Below are 24774 nucleotides of genomic sequence, written 5' to 3' on the forward strand. Positions count from 1 at the left end.
ACCTGGTGGTTATGGCGGAGCGGCTGCACCCGATCCCATTCCGAACTCGGCCGTGAAACGCTCCAGCGCTGATGGTACTTCGTCTCAAGACGCGGGAGAGTAGGTCGCTGCCAGGTCTGCCAAACGCACGTTGAACTCTCGATCCAAATTGGATGTGAGTGGAATCTTCTCACTACGATTATGTTGATGCATGTCGTTATCCCAAAACCGCTCAACACCTTTGGGCGACATGCATTGAGGCCCGCCAACGGGACGACGGGCCGCGAAAGCGGCCCTTTCATTTGGCGGCTCTTCTAATCCAGTAAGCTTCGGCTTACCTCTAAGGTTGACGCGGGGTGGAGCAGCCCGGTAGCTCGTCAGGCTCATAACCTGAAGGTCACAGGTTCAAATCCTGTCCCCGCAACCAAATCAAAAAGCCCGCCCCGTGCGGGCTTTTTTGTATGCGGCAGCCGGCTCGGCCTGCTCGAGCCTTTCGGCAACATTCCGCCCGCCGAGGCCGACGATATTACGCCATGCTCGACGAGGCGCGCATGGGAGCCTAACCCAACCCTCGGAGCCGCCGGCGAGCCCGAAGCGGTTCAGTGCACGGCGATGCTCACATGCGGATGCTTGCGGTTGTAATTGCGAGGGGAAGCGCCCGCTTCGGCGACAGTGTCGTAGACCCGCAAATAGTCCCTGGCATTTTGATCCGTGAAGCAGCCAGTTTCCGTCAGTCATAGCAGGAGACCTATTCAATGCCGCTCGAGTGCATAAATCCCCACGATCTGCCCGTTCCAGAAATGTACAGCCAGGTCGTCGTCGCAACAGGAAGCAAGCTGGTGTTCGTCTCAGGCCAGCAGCCGGAAGACATACACGGCAAGCTCGTTGGCCATGGTGATTTCGCAGCCCAGGCGCGCCTGGCATTCGGGAATCTTGGCCGTGCGCTTGCTGCCGCCGGCGCTCGGCCCGAGGAAGTCTGCAAGATCACAATTTACATCGTCGACTACAAACGTGACGAACACGTGCCGATCATTGAACAGGCCCAGATCGAGCTGTTCGGGGATCACAAGCCAGCAAACGTCGTGGTCGGGATAGCTGTGATGTCTCCCGGCTACCTGATAGAGATCGATGCGATCGCGGTCGTCGGCTAAGCAAGGACGAGCCAAGCCGCCAACCGATCCCGGAACCCTGATTTCTCGACCGAGATCGGGTCGGTCTACTCTCTCGATGAAATTTGGTGCGATCAGCGAGATCTGCCGGCCCAGCCAGCTGATATCGGAGGGTCAGGTACTCAGGTCGTCGGGCCAAGCGGCTGCAAACTTCGGCGATAGCGACCGGGAGCCTGGCCGATCAGCCGGGTGAAAGCCTGCGAGAACGAAGGCGCCGATTCATAGCCGACCGCTCGTCCGATCTCGTCAATAGTGCGATTGGTTTCCCTGAACGCCTTGGCTGCGAGATTCATCCGCCATCGCGCGACAAGGCCAGCGATGGCTCTCCAATCAGTCGCGCAAACCGCCGCGCGAACGTGGCCCGTGATTGGCTGGCAAGGCAGGCAATTCAAGGCGAGCGAGCGGCATGGCATCTGCCGGATCATCTCATACGTGCTTGCGGCCGCCTGTCTCGCGGAACCAGCTGTCGGGGTAGGGGTACCACCAGTCCTGGATTGCCGGCTTGTGGTCGATGATGACCATCTTGGAGCGGCGGAAAGCGTCGAGCCCCTGGCGGCCGAGCTCGCGGCCAAGGCCTGAGGCCTTCCAACCGCCGAAGGGCAACGCGTCATTGTCGATCAGCGGATTGTTGACCCAGACCATGCCGGCTTCGAGCCGCTCGGCCGCTTCATGTGCCTCGGCAAGATCGGTGGTGAAGACCGAGGCGCCGAGGCCGAACGGGCTGTCATTGGCAAGCCGGATCGCCTCGTCGAAATCCTTGACGCGGCAGATCGCGGCGACCGGCCCGAAACACTCTTCGCGTACGATCGCCATATCGGGAGTGACGCCGGTCAGGATCGTTGGTTCGTAGAACCAGCCGGTGTTGTGCGCCGGCGGGATACGGCCGCCAGTGACGGCCCTGGCGCCGCGCGCAATGGCGTCGTCGACCAGCCGCATCACTTTTGCCCTCGCGGCCTCGCTGACCAGTGGACCGATCTCGGTTTTGTCCATGCCATTGCCGATGCGCAGGGCACGCGTCTTCTCGGCGAACAGTTCGACAAAGCGGTCATGCACCGAATCGACGACGAAGAAGCGCTCGGCCGACGTGCAGACCTGGCCGGTGAGGTGGAAAGCGGCGGTGACGCTGCCGGCGGCCGCTACCTCCAGCGGGGCGTGCTGGCTGATGATTAGTGGATCGCTGCCGCCGGCCTCGATGACGCAAGGCTTCATGCGGCCGGCGCAGGCGACCGCCACGGCCTTGCCGGCGGCGACCGAGCCGGTGAAGGCCACCGCATGGGTGCGGTCGGAGGCGATCAGCACCTGGGCGGTGGCGGCTGCGCCGGGCAGGCAGGAGACAAGGCCCTCCGGCAGCGAACGGAACACGGTCATGTAGTCGAGCGTCGACAGCGTCGTCGCCTCGGCCGGCTTGATGACGCAGGCATTGCCGGCGGCAAGCGAAGCCGCCACTGTCCAGCACATCAGCAGGATCGGGAAATTGTAGGGCATGATGTGGACGGAGACGCCGTAGGGCTCGTAGCGTGCATACTGGAACGAGCCGGCCTGCGTCGTGCCGGCCACCTTACCGGCATCATCACGCGCCATCTCGGCATAGTAGCGGAAGATCGGCGCACAATTGGCGATCTCGCCGATCGCCTCCGGATAAGGCTTGCCCATTTCGCGCACCATCAGTTCGGCGCATCGGGTGAAGTCGGCCGCCTCGATGGCATTGGCGACCGCATGCAGGTGTTTTGCCCGGCTCTTGGCGTCGAGTTTTTTCCAGGCGGCCTGCGCTGTGGTCGCCGCAGTCAACGCGGCGTCGATCTCGCCATCGGTCGCGGCGGAGATCGTGCCGACGGTTTCGAGCGTCGCCGGATCGATTACCGGTTTTTTCGCGCCGGTCATCGATCGGTAGTCCGGATTGACAAAGAACGCCGGCCGGTCAGCGGAGAAATCCATGGACATCCTCTCAGATCCGCTCAGCGAATCATGTAGACCTTCTTGATCGTCTCATGGACGGTGCAGATGCCCTTCCAGTCCTGCGGAAAGAACGCTGCCGTGTCCGGTTCGATCTCGATGACCTCGCCGGATTCATGGACATAGGTGCAGCGTCCCTCGAGGAAGTGGCAGAACTCGTCACGGGTGACGTGGCAATGCCACTTGCCGGGGGTGCAGACCCACAGGCCGCATTCGGAGCGGCCTTCCGGCCCTTTGTAGAGCAGCTTGCCCGAGGTGTGGGACTCACCCTCGATCATCGTCGGGATGACGCCCCAGTCGACGAGTTCGGTAATGGTGAGCGGGGATTGCATGATGGGCGTGGTCATAGCGATTTCCTTGAAAAGTGCTCAGCGGCACATGAAGGCTTTGGTCAGCGTTTGGGTAACGATGGAGGTGCCGGTCCAGCCGGCGGGAAAGAACACCAGCGTGCCGGCCTCGGCCGGGATTTCTTCGCCGTTCTCGTGGACATAAGTGCCGTGGCCCGACAGGAAATGGCAGAACTCGTCGGCGGCAAAGGTGACTTTTCGCGAGCCCGGCGTGCACGACCACAGGCCGCATTCGCTCGAACCGTCAGGGTTCTGCGACAGGATCCTGCCCGAAGCGCGCGGCGAGCCGGCCAGCGTGTTGCTGCCCGCGCCCCAATCCTCCAGTTCCACGGTCGAGACTTTTGGCCAGTGCGGTGTCGGCATGTCGTGAAGCTCCGTTGCTGTTCAGGCCAGCATGTAGACGTTGCGCATGGTCTCATACACGGTGCATTCGCCCGTCCAGCCGGCGGGGAACATGACCACGGTCCCGGCCGCGACTTCTATCACCTCGCCGACATCCGACCGGTAGGTCGCGCGGCCGGCGACGAAATGGCACAATTCGTCGCGCGGGATCGAGAGGCGCCAGCGGCCGGGCGTGCACACCCAGATGCCGGATTCCGGCTGGTTGTTCGGCCCTTTGTGGACAAGTTTGCCGGTCGAGTGCGAAGCACCGTCCAGCGCATCCGGCTGGACGCCCCAGTCGACGAGATCGGTGCGGGTCGAGGCCTGGTAGAGGTGCGGGGCGGAGGAAGTCACAGCAGCGCCTCCAGCAAGCCGGCAGCCTTCTCCGGGCCGTTCTGCGCCTGCATCTGCGCCGAGGTCTTCGCCAGCTTGGCCTTCATCTTCGGGTCGGTCAGGCAGGTTTCGATCTTGCTGACCAGCTGGGCGTCGATCCAGTCGTAGCGCGGCATGCCGAAGCCGTGGCCGGTTTCCTGGACCCGGGTGGCATTGTCGTGGCCGTCCCAGACATAGGGCATGATGATCGCCGGCTTGCCGAAATAGAGGCACTCGGTGAACGAGTTGTTGCCGCCATGGTGGATGACGGCATCGACCTGCGGGATGACGGAAGGCTGCGGAAACCAGCTCTCGACGATGACGTTGCCGGGTACATCCGTATACTGGTCCTTGTAGCCGCCGACATTGACCAGCGCGCGGTAACGGGTCTTGCCCAGCGTCGCGATGATGCGCTTCAGCAAATCGACATCGCCGGCGCCGAGGCTGCCGAACGAGACGTAGAGCAGCGGGCCGTCATTGTTCTCGGCGAAGGTCGGTACCGTGTAGGGTTTCTCCTGCCGCACGCAGCCTTCGAGATACTGGAATTTTTTGGGGTCGAGCGGATGGCGGCGCTTGAATTTCGCCGCTTCGGGATAGAGCAGCAGATTGAGATAGGGCGAGGCCTCGAAGAACTGGCCGATCGGGTAGGGCGTCTCCTTATTGGCCGTGAGGAAGGCGTTGAAGTCGTCATGGATCGGCTTGATCACCGCGTTGAAATGATCGCGGTAGCGCTGGTGGCCGACATGGTCGTTCTCGCCGCAGCCGGAGAGATGCGGCGGGATGTCCTCATCCTCGATCTCGTTTTCCGAGCAGGAGATGACGCGCACCCAGGGCTTGCCGAACTGCTTGATGGCCGGGAAGAGGATGACGTTGTCGACGCAGATCACGTCCGGCTCGATGGCGGCCAGAACGCGCGGCAGATCCTTCTGCGCCCACTTGGCGCTATCGACGATCGCGGTCCAGCAATCCTTCACATAATTGTCGACCTGATCGTAGGGCGATTTGCGGAAGTTCGGGATGTGGCCGTTGATGAAATCCTCCCAGAATTTGGCCATCTGCTCGGGTGGCATCGGTTCCGACAGGTTCACCGGATGCGCCTCGAAGCCGTAGCCCTTGTAGACATCGACGAAGCCGGGGTCGGACAGGAACACAGCCTTGTGTCCGCGCGCCTCGACGGCTTGCGCGATGCCGACGGAATTGAGCGCCGGGCCGTAGGCGGCTTCCGGAAAAAACGCGATCGTCTTCTGCGCCATCAGGCTTCTCCTATTCTGCGAAAATTCTGACATCGGCGGCGTCCCAGCCGAGCTCGACCTGGTCGCCCGACGAGACCGGCCGACGGTCGGCGGCATCGGCGGTGACGCGCACCAGGAAGGGTTTCGGCGACAAGGGCGTGCGGACATGCAGCTGCAAATCGAGCCCGTGATAGGCGAGCGCCTCGACCGTGCCGGTGGTGCGGTTGGCGGTCTCGGTTGACGGGAACAGCCGGATGCGTTCGGGCCGCACCGAAGCGACGGCGGAAGCGCCAGGCGCAAGCGTGGCGGGTACCTTGCCGGCGATGCGCACGCCGTTCGCCGCTATCACGCCATCGGCTGATACCTTGCCCGGCACGAAATTCATCACGCCGATGAAGTCGGCGACGAAGCGATCGGCGGGATGCTCGTAGATGGCGTGCGGTGTATCGCATTGCAGCAGCTTGCCGTCCTTCAACACGGCCATGCGATCGGCCATGACCAGCGATTCCTCTTGGTCATGGGTAACGATGACGAAGGTGATGCCGACCTCGTGCTGCAGGCGCTTCAGTTCCAGTTGCATGGCGCCGCGCAGTTTCTTGTCGAGCGCACCGAGCGGCTCATCGAGCAGCAGCAGCCGGGGCCGCTTGACCAGCGCGCGAGCCAGCGCCACGCGTTGCTTCTGGCCGCCCGACAGTTGCTCCGGCTTGCGGTCGGCGAACGGGACGAGTTCGGTCGTGGCCAGGATGGCGTCGACGCGGGAGCGAATTTCAGCCGGCGGCAGACGCTCCATCTCAAGGCCGTAGGAGACGTTGGCGCAGACGCTCATATGCGGGAACAGCGCGTAGGACTGGAACATCAGATTGACGGGCCGCTTGTTGGGCGGCGTCCGGGCGATGTCTCTGTTGTCGAGCAGGATACGTCCGTCCGTGGGTGTCTCGAAGCCAGCCAACATGCGCAGCAACGTGGTCTTCCCGCAGCCGGAGGGGCCGAGCAGGGCGAAGAACTCGTTCTCCCTGATGTCGAGCGAGATGCCGTCGACAGCGGTGACGCGGCCGAACTTCTTCGACACATTGTCGATGGCCAACAGCGTGCGTGGTTCGCTCATTGGCCGATGATCCCACGGTTGAGCCGTTGCGACAGGGTCAGCGCGGTGATGCTTACAGCCATGACGATGGTCGCCAGCGCGTTGATCTCCGGCGTGATGCCGAAGCGGATCATGGCATAGATCTGCATCGGCAGCGTGGTCGAGGCGCGGCCGGCGCCGGCGGTGAAGAATGCGATGATGAATTCGTCGACCGACAGCGTGAAGGCAAGCAGTGCACCGGCGATCACCGCCGGCAGGATGACCGGCAAGGTTACCCGCCTGAAGGTGGTGATGGCGGAGGCGCCGAGATCGGCGGAGGCCTCGACGATCGACCAGTCGAAGTTCTTCAGCCTGGCGCGCACCACCGAACAGACGAAGGCGAGGTTGAAGACGACATGGGCGAGGATGATGGTGTGCAGGCCCATGGTCAGGTTCAGCATGGAAAAGAACGACAGCAGCGCGATCGCCAGCACGATGTCGGGAATGATCATCGGCGCGAAGATCAGCGCCTCCAGGCCCTTGCCGTATTGCCGGCGCATCTCGACGCCGATCGCCAGCAGCGTGCCGAGCAGCGTGGCGATGGCGGTCGAGACCAGCGCTACGATCAGCGTGTTGAGCGCGGCGGAGAGGATGGCGGAATTGCCGGCCAGCGAGGCATACCATTTCAGCGAAAAACCCGACCATGCCGTCGGCAAGCCGCCTTCGTTGAAGGACAGCGCCACTAGCACGGCGATGGGGATGTAGAGGAAGGCGAAGACGAGAACGAGGGTCGTCCGCATGCCGAGAGTGCGGGTGAAGGATTGGTTCATCGCGAGCCTCCAATAGTTTGGAGCCGCGTGAACGAACTGTGTCCTTCTCCCCGTTCACGGGGAGAAGATGCCGGCAGGCAGATGAGGGGCAGCGCCCAACCTTGCAGGCGCTGGCGTCGCCCCTCATCCGCCCCTTCGGGGCACCTTCTCCCCGTGAACGGGGAGAAGGTGAGGATCGCGCCGCGCTCAGCCATCGGCTTTTACCTCAGCCGCACGCCCCGCGGCGCGATCGGCGGCCAGCGCCTGCGCCATCAGCACCAGAAGCATGATGGCGATCAGCGCCATGGCAAGTGCGGCGCCGAACGGCCAGTCATTGGCGGTCAGGAACTGGTCGTAGACGAGGTTGCCGATCATCTGGAAACGGCCACCGCCAAGAAGCGCCGGGGTGACGAAATTGCCGATCGACAGCACGAAGACGAAGACCGCACCGGCAGCGATGCCCGGCACGGTGAGCGGCAGGATGACACGGCGAAATGTCGTGGCGGCCGAAGCGCCGAGGTCGCGCGAGGCCTCGGCGAGCTCCGGGTTGAGGCGTGACAGCGGCGCGTAGCAGGCGAGGATGACAAAGGGCAGATAGTTGTAGACCAGGCCGGCGATGACGGCGCCTTCGGTGTAGAGCATCGACGGCGGCTCGCCTGTGTAACCAAACCAGCGCAAGAGCTGCGTGATCAGCCCTTCGCGGTTGAGCAGCACGATCCAGGCATAGGTGCGGATCAGATAGTTGGACCAGAACGGCAGCACGGCGAAGAACAGGAACACCGGCTGCCACCGGCGCGGGGCGGCCGCAATCGCATAGGCGGCGGCATAACCGATCACCACCGCGATCAGCGTCGCGGTGCCGGCGATGCGCGCCGATTTCAGGAAGATGCCGGCGTAGAGCGGGTCGAAGACCAGCCCGAAATTCTCCAGCGTGAACGTGTAGTCGATGCCGCCATAGATGCCGCGCCGGAAGAAGGCGAGCGCCAGCACCAATGCGCATGGAACCACCATCAACGCGGTCAGCCAGACCAGCGCCGGAGCCATCAACAGGGAGGAGCGGGAGGTCCGCGTCACGCCACACCCCTGCCGATCATCTCAACTGCATCGAAATGGTGTCTCGGTAGCTGCCCCCTCACCCGGATTGCCAGCCGAATTGCGAAGGCCAATTCGGGGCAATCCGACCTCTCCCCGAGGGGAGAGGAGATGGCCAGCGCTGGCACCTTCCTCTTCTCCCCAGCGGGGAGAAGGTGGCCGCGAAGCGGCCGGATGAGGGGGCGCTGCGCCGCCGATTGGCGAAAAGCTGCAAGCCGGCGAATATCCCCCGTCAAAGGGGAGATGGCCGGTCCACCCTCCGCAGCTGCAGCGCAGCTGCTGCGGAGGACGGGCAGGCCAGAGGGGGGCGCGAGGGAACGCAAGCTTGCTTCCAGCAATCGATTTTACTGCGCGGCCTTGATCTCGCTGACGATCTTGGAATAGTCGCGCTGGGCCTCGCCTACGTCACGCAGCTGCTCGAACTTGACGAGGTCAGCCACCGGCATCGCCATGTTGGAGAATTTGGCCAGGAAGTCGGCCGGCAGGCTTTCCATCGCCGGCTTGTTCGGCACCTTGTAATCGATGTTCTGCGCCGCCCAGGCGTGATTCTTGGCGTCGAGCATGAAGTTGATGAACTTGAAGGCGTCGTCCTTGTGCTCGGACGCCTTCATCACGACCATCGTGTCGACCCACAGGTCCGAGCCCTCTTTCGGGATGACGTATTTGATCTCGGGCTTGTCGGCGATGCCGTAATTGCACCAGCCGTCCCAGGCCTGCACCATCAGCGCCTCGCCGGAAACCAGCTTCGAATAGAAGGTGGTGTCGTCATAGGCGAGCAGGGTTTTCTTGGCCGAGATCAACAGGTCCTTGACCTCGGCCATCTTGGCCGGGTCGGTCTCGTTGACAGAATAGCCCTTGTCGAGCTGGCCGGCGGCCAGCAACCAGCGGTCGGTCGCCAGCATGGTGGTCTTGCCCTTCAGCTCATCGGAAGGCGCGAGCAAGTCGCTCCAGCTGGTCGGCGCTGTCTTGACCAGGTCCGACCGATAGCAGAGGCCCGTCGTGCCCCAGGTGTAGGGGACGGAGAAAGCGTTGCCAACATCGTGCGGCAGCTTGGTCGCCTCGGGATAGAGGTTGGCGAGGTTGGGGATCTTGGCGTGATCGACCGGTTCGGTCAGGCCGAGCTTGTTCAACACTTCGGCGAAGGGTGAGGAGACGAAAACCACGTCATAGCCCTTGCCGCCGGCGGCAATCAGCTTGCCCATAATCTCTTCATTGGTGGCGTGCACCACCACTTCGCCGGAGACGCCGGTGGCGGTCTTGAAGGCGGCCATGGCGTCGGGCGCCATGTAGCCGTCCCAGTTGGAGATGACGAGGTCGGCGGCGGCAGCCGGCGCCGACAGCGCCAGAGCAAGGCCGAGAGCGATTGAAGATATATTGAGCGCACGGCGCCGCAGGCTGGTAGCGGTCATGGCAGACTCCCATTCGGTTTGATCGTCGAAATCATTTGCCGGACCAAAGCCGGCGACCCGCGCCGATGCCTCGCTCCTGTTCCCTCGGTCTTTTCTCGCCGATTGTGCTGACAGTACTATTGCAGAAAAAAGTACGTCAATCCATAATTTGCCAACCGACCGAGGAATCTGGCCGATTGCGTCCGTTCCGGCGATCGGCCAAACCAATCCGTCACTTCCGTCCGCCGAGACCAGTCATGCAAGCCGCAGCCCGACGACCTCGCACCAACCATCTCGATCTGGCGCAGCGCATCCTCGATGTCGCGCGCCAGCGCGGTTTTGAGCCCGGCGCGCGCCTGCCCGAACAGCAGATCGCCTCGCTCTGTAATGTCTCACGCACGCCGGTGCGCGCGGCGCTCAGCCTGCTTGCCGGGCAGGGCGTAGTGCGCTGGGAGGCCGACACGGGTTACCACCTGACGGTCGATCTCGCCGCGCAGCCGGCCATTGCCGCCGTGCTTCCCAGTGCTGAAGAAGACGAGCTTGCCGAAGCGATCCTGCGCGATCGCTCGGCGCGAAGGCTTGACCAGACGGTGACCGTCGCGGGGTTGATGCGGCGGTACGATGCTGATCGCAAGACGGTACTAAAAGCGCTTAACAAACTGACTGACGAGAATCTGCTTGATCGTGCGCCCGGCCAGTCCTGGCTGTTCCGGCGTGCGCCGGACGATCCGGAGGCGCAAGGCGAGAGCTATGAATTCCGCCTGCTGCTGGAGCCGGCTGCGATCCTGGCGCCCGGCTTCCGGCTGGACGGTGCCCGGGCGGCAGCATTGCGCCAGGGCATGGAAGCGCTCTCGGCATTGCCGGACGCGACCCTGGACACGCGCGAGTTCCAGCGGCTGGACATGGATTTTCATGGCATGATCGCCGAGGGCTGCGCCAACCGCTTTGTGTCGGATGCGCTGGCCGATCATCTCCGCCTGCGTCGGTTGCCTGGCATCTATGCCGGCGTCAACGTCTTCCGGCTGCGGCAATCGCTGCGCGAACACTTAGGCATACTCGACTATCTTGAAAGCCGGCAGTATGAGGTGGCTGCCGATCTGCTTCGCATCCACCTGCGGCTCTCCCGCAACCAGCGACCGCAAGCGGCCAGCCGCGGAGCTCCCGCACTGTTCGGCATGATCAGCCGGCCGGACTGAAGAGGAATAATTGACGCGTAAAGCCAGCCCGACCATCGCGCTGTTTCCCGAAGCCAGTTTCGGCGCCGCGTTGAATTGCGTCGGTATCGCACAGGCATTGCGCGCACGGGGCGCCCGGCCCGTCTTCATCTGCCATGCCGGTTTCTCCGGTGTCTTTGCCGACTACGGGTTCCAGGAATACCAGCTGCCGACCGACGAGCCGCTAAGCGACAGTGACCGCCAGAGCTATTGGCAGGCGTTCGTGCGCCGGCATTTGCCGCATTTCCGGCTGAGCCCGATCGACCAGCTCGAAACCTATGTCGCGCCGACCTGGCAGGCGATCGTCGACACGGCGGTCAATGCCGAGGCGCCCTTGCGCCAATTGCTGGCGCGTCTGAAGCCGGATGCCGTGGTGCTCGACAATGTCATCATGTTCCCGGCGATTGCCGCCGCAGGCTGTCCGTGGGTGCGTGTCGTCTCCTGCGCCGAGACGGAACTGCCTGATGCCGAAGTGCCGCCTTATCTCTCAGGGATGGCTGCCGACGACCCGCAGCGCGAGGCGTTCGAGGCGCGCTATCTGTCGGCCTCGGCGCCGGCACATGACCGCTTCAACCGTTTTCGCGCGGATTCCGGCCTGGCGCCGCTGCCCAAAGGCCTTTTTCTCGAGACGTCGCCCGATCTCAACCTGCTGCTGACGCCGACGATCGTACGGCGCGAGCGTGCCGAGCCGCTCGACCCCGAACGCTTCATTTATCTCGAAGGCTGCGTGCGCTCGGAAGGGCCGTTCGAGGTGCCGGTGTTTCCGCGCAATGGCGGGCCGCTGGTCTATGTCAGCTTCGGCAGCCTTGGCGCCATGGATGTCGGGCTGATCGAGCGCATGCTTGCCGTCTTCGACAGGATGCCGGCGCGCTTCATCGTCAATGCCGGCGGACTGCGCGACGCCTATCGCGCGGTGCCGGACAATGTCTATCTCGACGCCTGGTTTCCGCAGCCTTCTGTGGTGGCGAAGTCGGACCTGTTCATCCATCACGGCGGCAACAACAGCTTTTGCGAGGCGCTGCGCTTCGGCGTGCCGTCGCTGATTATGCCCTATTGCTGGGACGGACATGACAATGCGCAACGCGCGGGAGAGACGGGCGTCGGCGACCATATCGGCCGCGACGCCTGGACCGAAGGGGGATTGGAGAGAGCCATTCTCGGTCTGCTGGCCGACGATGTGATGCGCGCCCGCCTCAGGGAGAATGCAGCCCGGATGGCGCTGACCCCTGGAACGGATGTGGCCGCGCAAGCCATACTCTCTCTCATAGGTACGTGAACCAAAATGCAGGACAAAAATACCAACACCACTCTCTTCACCGGCAACGATCCCAAGAGCTGGCTCGCTCAGCACGGCATCACCGAAGTCGAGTGCCTGGTGCCAGACATGAACGGCGTGCTGCGCGGCAAGGCGCTGCCGGCGGCGAAGTTTCTCAAGGCGCTGGAAGACCGCGCGCTTTATCTGCCGAGCAGCGCTTTCCTGGTCAGCATTGATGGCCGCTATTCCGGCTCGATCGATGAAGGCTTTGCCTATCAGGATCCGGACATGCGCATGGTGCCCGACGTCTCGACGCTGTGCCTGGCGCCAGGCGGCGATGCCGGCAAAGCCTATGTCTTCGCCGACGCCTTCCACATGGACGGCAGACCATGGATGGCCTCGCCGCGGCACGTGCTGCGAGCCGTGCTCGATCTCTATCGCCAGCGCGGCTGGCGGGCGGTGGTGGCGCCGGAGGTGGAATTCTATCTGACCGCGCCCAATCCCAATCCAGATCAGCCGCTGACCGCGCCGGTCGGCGCCAATGGCCGCGCCGAAGGCTCACAGCATCCCTATGACATGGTGGCGCTGGAAGAATTCGAGCCGGTGATCCGGCGCGTCTATGACTATGCCGCGGCGGCCGGTCTGCCGCTTGACACGCTGATCCACGAATCGGGCACCGCGCAGTTGGAGATCAATCTGCTCCATGGCGATGCGGTGCCGCTAGCCGACCAGGTGCTGCTGTTCAAGCGGCTGACGCGCCAGGCCGCGCAACAGAGCGGCATGCATGCCACCTTCATGGCCAAGCCGATCGCCGCGCAGGCGGGAAGCTCGATGCATCTGCACATGTCCGTCGTCGACGAGAAGACGGGCGCGGCGCTGTTTGCCAGCGCTGATGATGCCGACACCGAAATGTTCGACCATTTCATCGGCGGCCTGCAGAAGTACGTGCCTGAGATCATGCCGCTGTTTGCGCCGAACGTGAATTCGTTCCGCCGCATCCGACCGAACCACAGCGCGCCGGCCAACATCGAATGGTCGCATGACAACCGTTCCTGCGGCCTGCGCGTGCCGGCCGGCGGCCGTGCCGCAAGACGGGTGGAGAACCGCTTGCCGGGTGCGGATTGCAATCCCTATCTGGCGATCGCCGGCTCGCTGCTCGCCGGCTATCTCGGCGTCGAGCAGAAACTGGCGCGCTCGGTAGAAGCATCGGGTAATGCCTACAAGATCAAAAGCACGCTACCGAAAACCATGGAGGAGGCGCTCGACCGCTTCACCGCTTGCGAGCCGGTGCGGGCGTTGCTGGGTGAGGATTTCTTCCAGACCTATCTGCGCGTCAAGAGCGTTGAACTCGACCTGTTCCAGAGCGTGGTGACGAGCTGGGAACGCGACCATTTGTTGCTGAAGGTGTGATCATGGCCTCCAGCTCAACGGGTTTCAATTCCGGTCTCGATATCGGCAAATCCTACTATGTCGCCACCGCCAACCCGGCGCCGGACCATCCGGCGCTGGTGGGAGATGTCGAGGCCGACCTGGTGGTGGTCGGCGGCGGCTGCACCGGCCTGTCGGCTGCCCTTCATGCCGCCGAGCGCGGCCTGAAGGTGGTGCTGCTCGAAGGCGGCAAGATCGGCTGGGGTGCATCGGGCCGCAATGGCGGCCAGATGATCCCCGGTCTGCGCAAGGGCGCAAAGGGGCTGGTCAAGCTTTATGGCCCCGAGCGGGCGAAGGCGCTGTTCGACCTTGCCTTCGAAGCGCGCGGCCTGGTGCTCGACATCATCGAGCGCCATACCATCGATTGCGACCTGAGACTGACCGGCCATCTGGTCGGCGCGGTCAACGGCTCCGATCTTAGGGATCTCGAAGAAGAGGCGAAATGCCTTGAGAGCGTGATGAAGTTTCGCGACGTCGAGATTCTGTCGGCGGCGGACGCGCGGGCCAAGGTCGACACGCCTTACCACGGGGCCATGTATGAGCCGCTTGGCGGCCACATGCATCCGCTGAACTACACGCTCGGGCTTGCCCGTGCCGCTGTGGCGGCAGGTGTCGTCATCCATGAGAATTCGGTGGCGGTGAAGCTGGAGCGCGAGCCTTCGATCCGGGTCTCGACATCGAAAGGCTCGGTGCGGGCCAAACATGTCGTCTTGGCCGGCGATGCGTTGCTGCACGGGCTGGAGCCGCGCGTCAACAGCCGCATCATGCCGGTCGGCAACTACATCGTCGCCACCGAGCCGCTGGAGGGCAAGCGCAACGTCATCCCGGCCAATGTTGCTGTGTCCGACACGCGTTTCGTCGTCAACTATTACCGCATGTCGGCAGACGGACGCCTGCTGTTCGGTGGTGGCGAGCGCTACACGCCGTCGCCGCCGGCCGACATTGCCGGCTTCGTGCGGCCGCATATGGAGGCCACTTTCCCGCTACTGAAGAGCTGCCGCATTGACCATGCCTGGGGCGGGCTGGTCTCAGTGACGACGTCGCGGCTGCCGCATGTCGGGCACTATGGCGAGGTCTATTTCGCGCATGGCTATTCCGGCAAGGGCGTCATCCTGTCGACGCTGTCGGGCAAGCTCTTGGCCGAAGCGATCACCGGCGATGCCTCACGACTCGATCTGTTCTCGACGCTGACGCCGGTGCCGTTCCCTGGCGGCACGGCGCTGCGTGGTCCGCTCTATGTGCTCGGCATGTTGTGGTACGCCATGCGCGACCGCATCAAGCACTGAGTTACTGCTGGCGGGCGGGGATCATCGGAGGCGATTGCATGCGTGATTTTCAGTTCCCCGGCCGCTCGCCGGTTCGTGCCACGGAAGCGATGGCGGCAACATCGTATCCACGTAAGGACGGTTGCGCGATCGGCTACTGATCTCGGCGCGGATTCAGAACCAGATCAGCCAGACAAGCTGCAGGATGACCAGTGCGATGGCGTCCCAGAAGATGAGCTCGCCGGTCGAGAACCAGCGCCTCGACTTGTTGAAAACATAGAATAGCCGCCAGATTAGCGCTGCGGCGGCCAGCGGCATGAGGGCGAGCAGCGTGATCACGGCAGCCGCGCTCCCGACACCGCATCGAACGTGTGCAGCGCTGCCGGTGGGAAGCGCAGGTGCAGCGGTTGGCCGGGGTCGTAGGCGCGATCGTCATTCACTGTCCTGACGATCAGCGCGTTTGCCTCGCTCTTGGCGAAGATCAGCACATCGGGTTCGACCGCTTCGACGACGTCGATGGCAAACCGGATCGCATCGCCGGCAGACGCGTCGACAAGCTGGATCTGCTCGGGGCGGATGCCGAGCACGATGGGACCGTCAGGCTTTCCCGGCAGCGGGCAGCTAAAGCCGTTGGCGTGGAAGACGCCGCCGCGGACATCGCCGTCGAAAGTGTTCATCGCCGGACGGCCGATGAATTCGGCGATGAAGCGGTTGGCCGGCCGCCGATAGATCTCGCGCGGATCGTCATACTGGATCAGCGCGCCTTCGCGCAGCACCGCGACCCGCGTCGCCAACGTCATCGCCTCTTCCTGGTCGTGGGTGACGAAGACGAAGGTCTTCTTCAGCTCGCGATGCAGCCGCTTCAGCTCGGTGCGCATGTGCAGCCGCAGCAAGGCGTCGAGATTGGACAGCGGCTCGTCCATCAGGCACAGGCTCGGCTGCCAGACCAAGGCGCGGGCGATGGCGACGCGCTGCGCCTGGCCGCCTGACAATTGCGAGGGCCGGCGGTCGAGATAGCGGGTGATTTCGAGCAACTCGGCCATGGCGCGCACGCAGCGGTCGAGTTCGGCGGCCGGCATCTTCCGGATACGCAAGGGATAGGCGATATTCTCGTAGACGCTCTTGTGGCTGTAGAGCGCATAGTTCTGGAACACCATGCCCATGCCGCGCAGCCGCGGGGGCAGATCGGTGACGTCGCGGCCTTCGACTAGGATGCGGCCAGCGGTCGGACGTTCGAGGCCGGCAAGCAGCCGGCAGGCTGTCGTCTTGCCGGAGCCCGAGGGGCCGAGCAGGACAAGGAATTCTCCGGGCTCGAAAGCAAGGTCGAGCGCCTCCAGCGCCACCGTCCCGTCCGGGAAGGCCTTGGTGACGCCGTCGAAAACAATTGCCATGCGAGATCCCTTCAACCCTTGACCGCGCCGAAGGTGAGGCCGCGAACCAGCTGTTTCTGGACAAGGAACGTGAAAAGCACGATCGGCAGCGTCGCCACGATGGCGACCGCCGCAACCTGTCCCCACAGCGTGCCATGCGGCGTCACCAGTCCGGGTATGCCGACAGTCAGCGGGCGCCCGTCGAAGGCGACGAGGATGAAGGCATAGAGGAACTCGTTCCACGACAGGATAAAGCAGAGCACGGCGGTGGCGCCTATGCCGGGTGCGGCCAGTGGCGCGACGACGAAGAAGAACGCGCCGAGCCGCGAGCGGCCGTCCATCATCGCGGCTTCGTCGATCTCCCTGGGGATTTCGGCGAAGAAGCCGCGCATCATCCAGACGACGAGCGAGAGGTTGAAGGAGGTGTGGGCGATGACCACGGCGTAGATGGTGTCGATCAGGCCAAGCGAGGTGAAGAACAGAAACAGCGGCACGGCAATCGAGATCGGCGGCGCCATGCGGGTGGTCAGGAAGAAGAAGAACAGGTCTTCCTTGCCGGGAAAATCCGAGCGGGCAAAGCCATAGGCGGCCGGTGCGCCGATGACGATGCACAGCACAGTTGAGGACACCGAGATCAGCACCGAATTGATCGCCAGCGGCCAGTATTCCTTGTCGATGAAAACGGCGGGATAGTTGGCGAGCGTCGGCGCGAAGCTCCATTTCGGCACCGACGACAACAGGTCGACGCGGTTCTTGAACGAGGCCAGCACCATCCAGATGTAAGGCGTCAAGGCGACCACCACGGCGACCAGCAGCACGGCCCAGGCAAAGCTTTTCCAGGCGCGGTTTGTGGATTGGTCAATCATCGCCGCGCCCTCAAAACGCGGCCGCCGGCTTGCGGCTCGACCAGTAGACGGCCTTGTAGAAGACCGAGCACAGGATCAGCACCACAAGATAGATCATGAAGGCGACGGCCGCGCCGTAGCCGAGGTCCCAGTTGCGGAAGTTGACGCGGTAGGCATAGATCGAGACAAGCTCGGTCAGCGTTCCCGGACCGCCGCCGGTCATCAGAAAGACCTTGTCGAATTCCTTGAAGGCGTCGATGCCGCGCAAGAGCAGCACCAGCGCGATGACGGGTCTGAGCAGCGGCAGCATGACGTCGCGAAAGATCTGGAACGGTTTGGCGCCGTCCATCATCGCGGCCTCGAACGGCGCGCGGGGCAGGCTCATCATGCCGGCCAGCAGGATCAGGGTGACGAAAGGCGTCCACTGCCAGACGTCGATGGCGACGATGGTCGGGAAAACAAGGTCGGGTGCCGAAAGCACGGCAGCATTCTGCGCCAGCAGGCCGACCTTGCGCATGTAGAAGGTGAGCATGCCGAAATCGCCCTGCAAAAGCAGGCGCCAGATCAGCCCGACGGCGACCGGCGCGATCATCATCGGGATGAGCAGCAGCGTGGTCAAAAGCCGCTGGCTGGCGACGAAGCGGAAGATCAGGAAGGCGAGCGCGAAGCCGAGCAGGAATTCGAGGCCCACGGCGATGACGACGAATTTCAGCGTGAGCAGGAACGACGCCCAGAAGAACGGATCGTTACGCATCAGCTTGCGGAAATTGTCGAAGCCGACAAAGGCGCCCGCATGGCTGGCATCGGCAAAGCTGAGGTCGGTCAGCGCGGTATAGACCATGTAGTAGAACGGGCCGACCAGGAAGACGACGACGAGCAGCGTCGCCGGCAGCATCAGCAGCGGTCCCACTCCACGGTCGAGAAGCGGCATTCCGCGCAGCGATGGAGTGCGGTTCGTCACGGGCGTTTCCTGCGGACAAGAATGGCTACCCGCTTGTGCGGGTAGCCTCTGCGCGACATCTCAAGGCCTATCGTGCCGGATAGGTCATGGGTGCGCAAGAACCGAGCAATGTCGAGATGTCGGTGGCGGCGGTGTCGAGGGCAGCCTGCGCTTCCTTCTCACCGGCGAGGTAGGACGACAGCTCGCGCACCAATATGTCGGTCATCTCGGCCGATTGCGGCAGCGTCGCCTTCGGCACCGCATGCTCGTTGGCCTCCATCGAGGCCTTGGCGTAGGGCAGTTTCTGCACCTCCGCCGAGGCATAGACATCGGGCCGGCCCGAGGCGCCGCCATTGAGATGCTGTTCGAGCTGGCGATCATAGCCCATCATCCACTGGACGAAGAGGAAGGCCGCCTGCTGGTTCTTCGAATAGACGGGGATCAGGTAGGTCCAGCCCTCGACCTGGCCGATCTTGCCGCCGTCGCCTTGCGGTACGAGGTCGAAGCCGACCTTGCCGACGACGGTGGAAGCCGTGGTGTCGACCGACACGGCATAGGTGGCATCGTTCCACATGATCAGCTCGGCGACCTTGGCCTGCTGCATCAGTGCCATGACGTCGTCCCAGAAATAGTTGAGGCTGTCCGGCGGCGAGAATTGCAGCAGGCTCTTGTAGTATTCGAGCGAGGCGACGGCCTTGGGGCTGTTGACAATGACTGGGCCGCAGGCCGAGCCGCTCTTCACGTCGAGCACGTCGCCGCCGAAGGAATAAAGGAAGTTGAGCCACTCATACCACAGCGCCTCGTGACGCTTGCCCTGCAGGGCGGTGCCGTAAAAGCCTTGGTCGGGGCGGTAGAACCATTCAGCGATGTCGCGATACTGCTTCCAGTCCTTGGCGGGAGCGAGGTCGTAGCCATACTTGGCTTTGAAGCCCGCCTGCTCCTTGGGATCGGCGAGCAGGTCCGAGCGATACCACATGAACATGTTGAGCACGGTGAAGGGGAAACCGTACTCCTTGCCATCATACCAGGAGATTTCGTGCCAGGCGGTCTGGTAGAGCTGCTTCTCCGGCTCGAAGGTCGGATCGCGCAAAGCCGGATCGGCCATCATCTTGGCGATTTCGACCAGATGGTTGTTGGTGGCGAATTTGCCGAGTTCGCGATGCGGCTGGATGATGACGTCGTAGCGGCCGCGGTGCGAATTGAGATCGAGCTGCACCTTGTTGACGGCTTCGGAATGCTCGTACATCTCGACTTCGACATGGATGCCGGTCTGCTTTTCAAACTCCGGCGCCATCTTCTTCAACGCTTCGAGCGGCGGTAGCGCCTCGCCGACCATGCGGATGGTTTGGCCGCTATAAGGCTTCGACGCCTCTTTCAGATCCCACGCGGCGGCCTGTGTGATTTGCCACATAAGGGCGGCGAGAACGAGGAGTCCGGATGCGGTGCTCCCACGTATCAGCGGCTTGAGCATTCTTCCCTCTCCCTAGAAGTCGTGCCTGGCGGGCCGGCGCCCGTTCTGTCATAAAATATGTGGTACTGCAAATTAAAATGTGGCACCTTGCAACAAATGATTGGGAGATGTTAACAGGCCGGCGGTAACCCGGCTTTCCCGACCAGGCGAGGGACCTTTCGGATGGACTTCATCTTCATGCTGACGCGAAACGATCGCACGGTCGAGGACTGTCTCGACCTGGTCGAGCTGATCGAGCCGGTCGGTCTGAAGCATGTCGGCTTCAAGGATATTGGCGTTGCGCCCGATGTGCTGCGCAAGCTCGCCGGCGCCATTCGCCGGACAGGCGCCACCACTTATATGGAAGTCGTCTCGACGACAGCGGAGGCGTGCCTCAACTCCGCGCGCATTGCCCGCGATCTCGGCATCCAGCGCCTGCTTGGCGGCACCCAGGTCGACGAGATCATGGCGCTGCTGGAGGGGAGCGACACCGAATACTACCCTTTTCCGGGACGGCCGGTCGGCCATCCGACCAAGCTCGGCGGCTCCCCGGGAGATGTCGAGGCCGACTGCCGATCCTTTGCGGAAAAGGGTTGTGCGGGATGCGACATCCTCGCCTATCGCGCCACCGAGGCCGACCCGGCCGAACTGGTTCGCGCCGCCCGACGCGGCCTTGGTCCGTTGCGGCATCTGATCGTAGCCGGCGCGGTGGCTTCGGCCGATCGGATCAAGGCAATCAAGCAGGCTGGCGCAGACGCTTTTACCATTGGCACAGCGGTTTTCGACGGTTCCTATTCGCCGACGAAAGGTTCTATCCTCTCGCAACTGCGGGATGTCCTCGCGGATTGCGAGCGTGTCTAATGGCGGTTATCGGCATCGATCTCGGCACCCAGAGCCTTAAGGCGGTTGTCGTCGATGACGAGTTGCGGCTGCGTGGCGAGGCCGGCGTGCTTTACCAGCCGGCCTTTCCGGCGCCGGGATGGGCCGAACAGAATCCGGCGCTGTGGCTGGCGGCGCTGAAGCCGGCGATTGCCGACACGCTCGACAAGGCCGGGCTGGCGCCATCCGACATCAAAGGAATCGCCATTGCCGGACAGCTCGACGGCTGTGTCGCTGTCGATAGCAGCGGTCAGGCGCTGGCGCCATGCATCATCTGGATGGACCGGCGCGCATCGGGAGAAATTGCCGGCATCGACCCGGACTTCATCCGCGAGCGCACCGGTCTCGTTCTGGACGCAACGCATATGGCGGCGAAAATCCGCTGGGCAACGCGCAACCTGCCCGAAGCGCGCCGAGTAGCACTCTGGCACCAGCCGGTATCGTTCGTGGTCGCGGCTTTGTGCGGCCGTGCCGTCATCGACCACGCGCTGGCCTCGACGACCATGCTCTATGGGCTGAAGGAGCGCTTCTATGCCGGCGATCTGCTCGCCGCCTTCGACATCGATGCAGATAAATTGCCCGGCATCGACGATGCATCGGCGGTCGCCGGCGCCTTGACTGCTGCCGGCGCCGATCTGACAGGCCTGCCTGTGGGCACGCCGCTGGCAGTCGGCACTGGCGACGATTTTTCCGCAGCCATCGGCGCCGGCGTTGTCGTGCCCGGTGTCGTTACCTGCAATCTCGGTACGGCGGAAGTGGTCGGCGCGGTATCCGACACGCTCCGCCTCGACACCGGCGGCCTGGTCGAGACGCATAGTTTTCTCGACGACCGCTATTTCGTCTCCAATCCCGGATGGCTCTCGGGCGGTGCAGTGACCTGGTTCCTGTCCACCTTCGGCGTCGATTCTCCGGCGGCAATATCGGAGTTGGCGGCGATGGTCGTTGCCGGCAGCGACGATTTGCTGTTCGTCCCGGCACTGTCCGGCGCCATGGCGCCGCGATGGATCGCCGAGGCGCGGGGCGCTTTCTACGGCCTGACATCCTTCCACGGCAAAGCGGCCTGCGCGCGCGCGGTGTTGGAGGGCTGCGCTTTCGCCATGCGCGACGTTGTCGACCGGCTGGACGAACTTGGCATCGCCACCGGGCGCATCAGGCTGTCGGGCGGCGGCGCCCGCAGCCGGGTGTGGGCGCAGATCCGCGCCGATGTCAGTGGCAGGCCGGTCGAGATAGCAAGCGCCGCCGACGCCTCGCCGATCGGCGCGGCAATCCTTGCCGCCACCGCCATCGGCCTTTCGTCCTCAGTACAGCAGGCGGCCGAAAGGCTGAGCGGTGGCATCGAGACGATCGACCCCAACCCGTCGGCCAAGGCCGCCTACGACAGAAGTTACCGCCGGTATCGGACCCTGTTCGATGCCCTGACCCCGCTCCATGCTGACTGATTGGACGGCATCCCGATGTCCAAAGAAATGCTCGATAGTCTCATTGCCGGCACGCTGCCTGACCCGGATAGCGAGGGCATGCTATCGGTGCCGCTGAAGACCATCGTCATCGGGCGCGGTCTCGGCGATGAGGCCGATGCGCTGGTCAAGCCGCTGCCGCTCGGCCGCAAGCTCGCCGTGGTGATGGATCCCGACACGCGCCTGGCGCTGGGCGAGAGGGTGTCGATCGCGCTGCGCGGCTCCAGCGATGTCGACAAGATCATCCTGCCGCGCCATCCGCATCCGGACATGGACGCCGTGCGATCGGTGATCGCCCGCACGAAAGACGCCAGCGGCCTGGTCGCGGTCGGATCGGGCTCGATCAACGACATCACCAAATATGCCGCGCATCTCACCCAAAAACCCTATGCGGTGTTCGGCACCGCGCCTTCGATGAACGGCTATACCTCGGTGTCGGCGGCGATCACCGAGGACGGGCTGAAGAAATCGCTGACGGCAAGCCTGCCGGTCGGGGTATTCCTCGACCTCGACGTGATGGCGCGGGCGCCGTACCGGCTGATCGCCGCCGGCTTCGGCGACTCGATGGCGCGACCGACCGCCCAGACGGACTGGCTGATGGCGCATCTGTTGCTCGGCACGCCCTACAGGCAGGCGCCGTTCATGCTTCTGGCCGAGGACGAGAAGACGCTGATCGCCAAGGCCGGCGAACTCAGGACAGGGGACCTTGAGGCAATGGAAGTGCTGGTGCGCACGCTGGTCATGTCCGGCCTCGGCATGACTTTGTGCGGCGGCTCCTATCCTGCCAGCCAGGGCGAACATCTGATCGCCCACTACATCGATATGCGCGGCCAGGGCCTGCCCGAGGCGCATCACGGCGAACACATAGCGGTGACGACGTTGACAATGGCGCGGCTGCAGGAAGGTGTGCTGGCATTGCCGGAGCTGCAGCTTGCGCCGTCCGCCGATACACCGGACCGCTTCATCGAGATCTTTGGCGAAACGCTTGGACGCTCCTGCTGGGCAGCGTTCAAGCCCAAGCTGCTCGACCACGAGCGGGCGACCGCCATCAACACCATGCTGGCCGAGCAATGGCGTTCGTATCGCGAAAGGCTTTCCCGCGTGGCCCGTCCGGCGCGCGAGATCGCGGCGGCACTGCGTGCCGCCGGTGCGCCGACCACGCCGCAGGAGGTCGCCATACCGGCTGCCTTCTACGACGAAGCAGTCGCCAATGCCCGGCTGATCCGCGACAGGTTCACCATGCTCGACGTCGCGGCCGTCTCGCTCGAAACGGTCGCGGCGGGAGCCTGAACGGGTGCTGCGCCCGCTTGCCGACTTCACCACCCTGGACCGGCGCAAGATCGCCGTCGTGCTGACCGACATAGACGACACCTTGACCGACAGGGGACGATTGCCGGCAAAAGCCTATGCGGCGCTGGAGCGGCTGAAGCAGGCTGGGTTCATCGTCGCGCCGGTCACCGGCCGCCCGGCTGGCTGGTGCGACCTGATCGCGCGGCAATGGCCGGTGGATGGTGTGATCGGCGAGAACGGCGCGTTCTATTTTCGCTACGACGACGCTGCCAAGCGGATTGTTCGCCACTACGCCAAAAGCGCTGCCGAACGGCAGGCCGATGCCGCACGTCTGCGCGAAATCGAGCACACCGTGCTGCGTGAGGTTCCGGGTGCGGCGGTCGCCGCCGACCAGCCCTATCGCGAGGCCGATCTGGCGATCGACTTTTGCGAGGATGTCGCGCCGCTGCCAAAAACCGAAGTGCTGAAGGTCGTTGGTATCTTCCAGCGCTATGGCGCGACGGCGAAAATTTCGTCCATCCATGTCAATGGATGGTTCGGCAAATACGACAAACTGTCGACAAGCCGGCTATTCTTGCAGGACTGTTTCGGTATAGATATCGACCACGACAAGGACAGCATTGCCTTCGTCGGCGATAGTCCAAACGATGCACCAATGTTCGGCTTCTTCCCCAACAGCGTCGGCGTCGCTAATGTGCTGGACTTCGCCGGCGAACTTCCGGCATCTCCTGCCTTCGTCACAAGCGGGCGCGGCGCGCAAGGATTTGCCGAGCTTGCCGACGCGTTGATTGCTGCAAAGGGAACGGAAGTGTCATGGATCAAGGCCGACTGACGAAGAAGGAGCGGCACGCGCTTATCCTTTCGGAAGTGCGCCGGTCGGCGTCCATTCGCATCTCCAAGCTCGCCCGGCGAATCGGGGTCGCAGGCGAGACCATCCGCCGCGATCTCATCGAACTCGGCGATGCCGGGCTGATCAACCGCACCTATGGCGGCGCGACGATCTCGCTGGTGACGACCGAACCGGTGATTTCCGAGCGCGGCCTGACCCTGGTCGACGAGCGCGCCCGCATCGGCCGCGGCGCGGCCGGCCTGATCGAGAAGGGCCAGATCGTGATGATCGATGGCGGTTCGACCACTTATGAGGTGGCACGCAACCTTTCGCAGCTGAAGCGCGACCTGACCATCATCACCAATTCCACCGGCGTGGCCTCGGTGGCTGGCGCCAATCCGACCTTCCGCGTGCTGCTTTGCCCCGGGACCTATGACAGCAGGGAAGGCAGCGTGCTGGGCGAAGATACGGTCGAGTTCGTGCGCCGCTACAACGCCGATGTCGCCATCATCGGGGCGTCGGGACTAAGTGCCGACGGCCCGAGCGACATGATCTCCGGCGCCGCGGCAGTCAAGCGCGCGATGATATCGCGTTCACTGTCGACGGTGCTGGTGGTGACCCACGACAAGTTCGGCCGCTCCAGCCTGGAGCGCATCTGCGGACTTGACGACATTGCCGATATCGTCACCGACAGCGAACCCAAGGCCGACCTGCGCACTGCTGCCGAACAGGCGGGCACGGAGCTGCATGTGTTTGCCGGCGACTGA

The 24774-nt window shown here is 63.6% G+C and carries 25 protein-coding genes, 1 tRNA gene and 1 rRNA gene; 12 read left to right on the top strand and 15 right to left on the bottom strand.

Annotated features, from left to right (window positions below):
- The first annotated feature begins 1 nt into the window (after window position 1).
- From rrf to AC04SG_RS19395, 3 genes are all read left to right on the top strand, one after another.
- Window positions 2-116 (top strand): 5S ribosomal RNA (gene rrf / locus AC04SG_RS19385).
- 213 nt (window positions 117-329) lie between these two features.
- Window positions 330-406: transfer RNA gene (locus AC04SG_RS19390), tRNA-Met, on the top strand.
- A 328-nt stretch (window positions 407-734) separates the two neighbouring features.
- Complete coding sequence (locus AC04SG_RS19395) at window positions 735-1130, top strand: RidA family protein (protein WP_203280463.1); 396 nt, start codon at window positions 735-737, stop codon at window positions 1128-1130.
- Window positions 1131-1270: 140 nt separating this feature from the next.
- On the opposite strand, the gene AC04SG_RS19400 is transcribed toward AC04SG_RS19395, so the two are convergent.
- The 10 genes from AC04SG_RS19400 to AC04SG_RS19445 all read right to left on the bottom strand — a co-directional run bounded on the left by AC04SG_RS19400 (window position 1271) and on the right by AC04SG_RS19445 (window position 9806).
- A complete protein-coding gene (locus tag AC04SG_RS19400; protein ID WP_488552357.1) occupies window positions 1271-1573 on the bottom strand; it encodes a helix-turn-helix domain-containing protein in 303 nt (100 codons plus the stop codon).
- Between the two features lies 1 nt (window position 1574).
- A complete protein-coding gene (locus tag AC04SG_RS19405; RefSeq protein ID WP_488552358.1) occupies window positions 1575-3083 on the bottom strand; it encodes an aldehyde dehydrogenase family protein in 1509 nt (502 codons plus the stop codon).
- A gap of 20 nt (window positions 3084-3103) precedes the next feature.
- On the bottom strand, window positions 3104-3448 hold the full coding sequence (locus AC04SG_RS19410; RefSeq protein WP_203280460.1) for a cupin domain-containing protein: 345 nt from the start codon (window positions 3446-3448) through the stop codon (window positions 3104-3106).
- 21 nt (window positions 3449-3469) lie between these two features.
- A complete protein-coding gene (locus AC04SG_RS19415) occupies window positions 3470-3811 on the bottom strand; it encodes a cupin domain-containing protein (protein WP_488552359.1) in 342 nt (113 codons plus the stop codon).
- 21 nt (window positions 3812-3832) lie between these two features.
- Window positions 3833-4183, bottom strand: coding sequence for a cupin domain-containing protein (locus AC04SG_RS19420; protein WP_488552360.1), 351 nt, complete (start codon window positions 4181-4183; stop codon window positions 3833-3835).
- The gene (locus AC04SG_RS19425) at window positions 4180-5454 is read right to left on the bottom strand and encodes a glycosyltransferase (RefSeq protein ID WP_488552361.1); all 1275 of its coding nucleotides are present in this window, start codon (window positions 5452-5454) and stop codon (window positions 4180-4182) included. Before AC04SG_RS19425 ends, AC04SG_RS19420 begins: the two co-directional genes overlap by 4 nt.
- A 10-nt stretch (window positions 5455-5464) precedes the next feature.
- Complete coding sequence (locus AC04SG_RS19430) at window positions 5465-6538, bottom strand: ABC transporter ATP-binding protein (protein WP_488552362.1); 1074 nt, start codon at window positions 6536-6538, stop codon at window positions 5465-5467.
- A complete protein-coding gene (locus AC04SG_RS19435; RefSeq protein ID WP_488552363.1) occupies window positions 6535-7326 on the bottom strand; it encodes an ABC transporter permease in 792 nt (263 codons plus the stop codon). Before AC04SG_RS19435 ends, AC04SG_RS19430 begins: the two co-directional genes overlap by 4 nt.
- A gap of 186 nt (window positions 7327-7512) precedes the next feature.
- On the bottom strand, window positions 7513-8349 hold the full coding sequence (locus tag AC04SG_RS19440) for an ABC transporter permease (RefSeq protein ID WP_112562896.1): 837 nt from the start codon (window positions 8347-8349) through the stop codon (window positions 7513-7515).
- Between the two features lie 392 nt (window positions 8350-8741).
- Window positions 8742-9806, bottom strand: coding sequence for a polyamine ABC transporter substrate-binding protein (locus tag AC04SG_RS19445; protein WP_488552364.1), 1065 nt, complete (start codon window positions 9804-9806; stop codon window positions 8742-8744).
- Between the two features lie 65 nt (window positions 9807-9871).
- On the opposite strand from AC04SG_RS19445, the gene AC04SG_RS19450 reads away from it, so the two are divergent.
- The 4 genes from AC04SG_RS19450 to AC04SG_RS19465 are packed head-to-tail and all read left to right on the top strand — an operon-like array spanning window position 9872 to window position 14968.
- Entirely contained in the window at window positions 9872-10981 is a 1110-nt protein-coding gene (locus AC04SG_RS19450) for a GntR family transcriptional regulator (protein WP_488552365.1), read from the top strand.
- 10 nt (window positions 10982-10991) lie between these two features.
- Entirely contained in the window at window positions 10992-12275 is a 1284-nt protein-coding gene (locus AC04SG_RS19455; protein ID WP_488552366.1) for a glycosyltransferase, read from the top strand.
- Window positions 12276-12281: 6 nt separating this feature from the next.
- Complete coding sequence (locus tag AC04SG_RS19460; protein WP_488552367.1) at window positions 12282-13664, top strand: glutamine synthetase family protein; 1383 nt, start codon at window positions 12282-12284, stop codon at window positions 13662-13664.
- 2 nt (window positions 13665-13666) lie between these two features.
- A complete protein-coding gene (locus AC04SG_RS19465) occupies window positions 13667-14968 on the top strand; it encodes an NAD(P)/FAD-dependent oxidoreductase (protein WP_488552368.1) in 1302 nt (433 codons plus the stop codon).
- 153 nt (window positions 14969-15121) lie between these two features.
- On the opposite strand, the gene AC04SG_RS19470 is transcribed toward AC04SG_RS19465, so the two are convergent.
- The 5 genes from AC04SG_RS19470 to AC04SG_RS19490 form a co-directional block, all read right to left on the bottom strand.
- Window positions 15122-15286, bottom strand: a complete 165-nt coding sequence (locus AC04SG_RS19470; RefSeq protein WP_488552369.1) for a hypothetical protein — start codon at window positions 15284-15286, stop codon at window positions 15122-15124.
- On the bottom strand, window positions 15283-16338 hold the full coding sequence (locus AC04SG_RS19475) for an ABC transporter ATP-binding protein (protein ID WP_488552370.1): 1056 nt from the start codon (window positions 16336-16338) through the stop codon (window positions 15283-15285). Before AC04SG_RS19475 ends, AC04SG_RS19470 begins: the two co-directional genes overlap by 4 nt.
- 11 nt (window positions 16339-16349) lie before the next feature.
- Window positions 16350-17183, bottom strand: coding sequence for a carbohydrate ABC transporter permease (locus tag AC04SG_RS19480; RefSeq protein WP_112562882.1), 834 nt, complete (start codon window positions 17181-17183; stop codon window positions 16350-16352).
- A 10-nt stretch (window positions 17184-17193) separates the two neighbouring features.
- The gene (locus AC04SG_RS19485; RefSeq protein WP_488552371.1) at window positions 17194-18123 is read right to left on the bottom strand and encodes a carbohydrate ABC transporter permease; all 930 of its coding nucleotides are present in this window, start codon (window positions 18121-18123) and stop codon (window positions 17194-17196) included.
- Window positions 18124-18190: 67 nt separating this feature from the next.
- Window positions 18191-19573, bottom strand: a complete 1383-nt coding sequence (locus AC04SG_RS19490) for an ABC transporter substrate-binding protein (protein ID WP_488552372.1) — start codon at window positions 19571-19573, stop codon at window positions 18191-18193.
- 162 nt (window positions 19574-19735) lie between these two features.
- On the opposite strand from AC04SG_RS19490, the gene AC04SG_RS19495 reads away from it, so the two are divergent.
- The 5 genes from AC04SG_RS19495 to AC04SG_RS19515 are packed head-to-tail and all read left to right on the top strand — an operon-like array spanning window position 19736 to window position 24774.
- Window positions 19736-20413 carry a beta/alpha barrel domain-containing protein gene (locus AC04SG_RS19495; protein ID WP_192255520.1) on the top strand — a complete coding sequence of 226 codons (678 nt, stop codon included), beginning with the start codon at window positions 19736-19738 and terminating at the stop codon, window positions 20411-20413.
- A complete protein-coding gene (locus AC04SG_RS19500) occupies window positions 20413-21870 on the top strand; it encodes a xylulokinase (RefSeq protein WP_488552373.1) in 1458 nt (485 codons plus the stop codon). The genes AC04SG_RS19495 and AC04SG_RS19500 overlap by 1 nt, the downstream gene beginning before the upstream one ends.
- 15 nt (window positions 21871-21885) lie before the next feature.
- Window positions 21886-23178: an iron-containing alcohol dehydrogenase gene (locus AC04SG_RS19505; protein ID WP_488552374.1), complete on the top strand. Its 1293-nt coding sequence runs from the start codon at window positions 21886-21888 to the stop codon at window positions 23176-23178.
- A 7-nt stretch (window positions 23179-23185) separates the two neighbouring features.
- Window positions 23186-24010 (top strand): HAD-IIB family hydrolase, encoded by an 825-nt coding sequence (locus tag AC04SG_RS19510; RefSeq protein WP_488552447.1) that lies wholly within the window; start codon window positions 23186-23188, stop codon window positions 24008-24010.
- Window positions 23992-24774 (top strand): DeoR/GlpR family DNA-binding transcription regulator, encoded by a 783-nt coding sequence (locus tag AC04SG_RS19515; protein WP_112562870.1) that lies wholly within the window; start codon window positions 23992-23994, stop codon window positions 24772-24774. The genes AC04SG_RS19510 and AC04SG_RS19515 overlap by 19 nt, the downstream gene beginning before the upstream one ends.

The sequence above is a fragment of the Mesorhizobium sp. CNPSo 4684 genome (assembly GCF_057784315.1).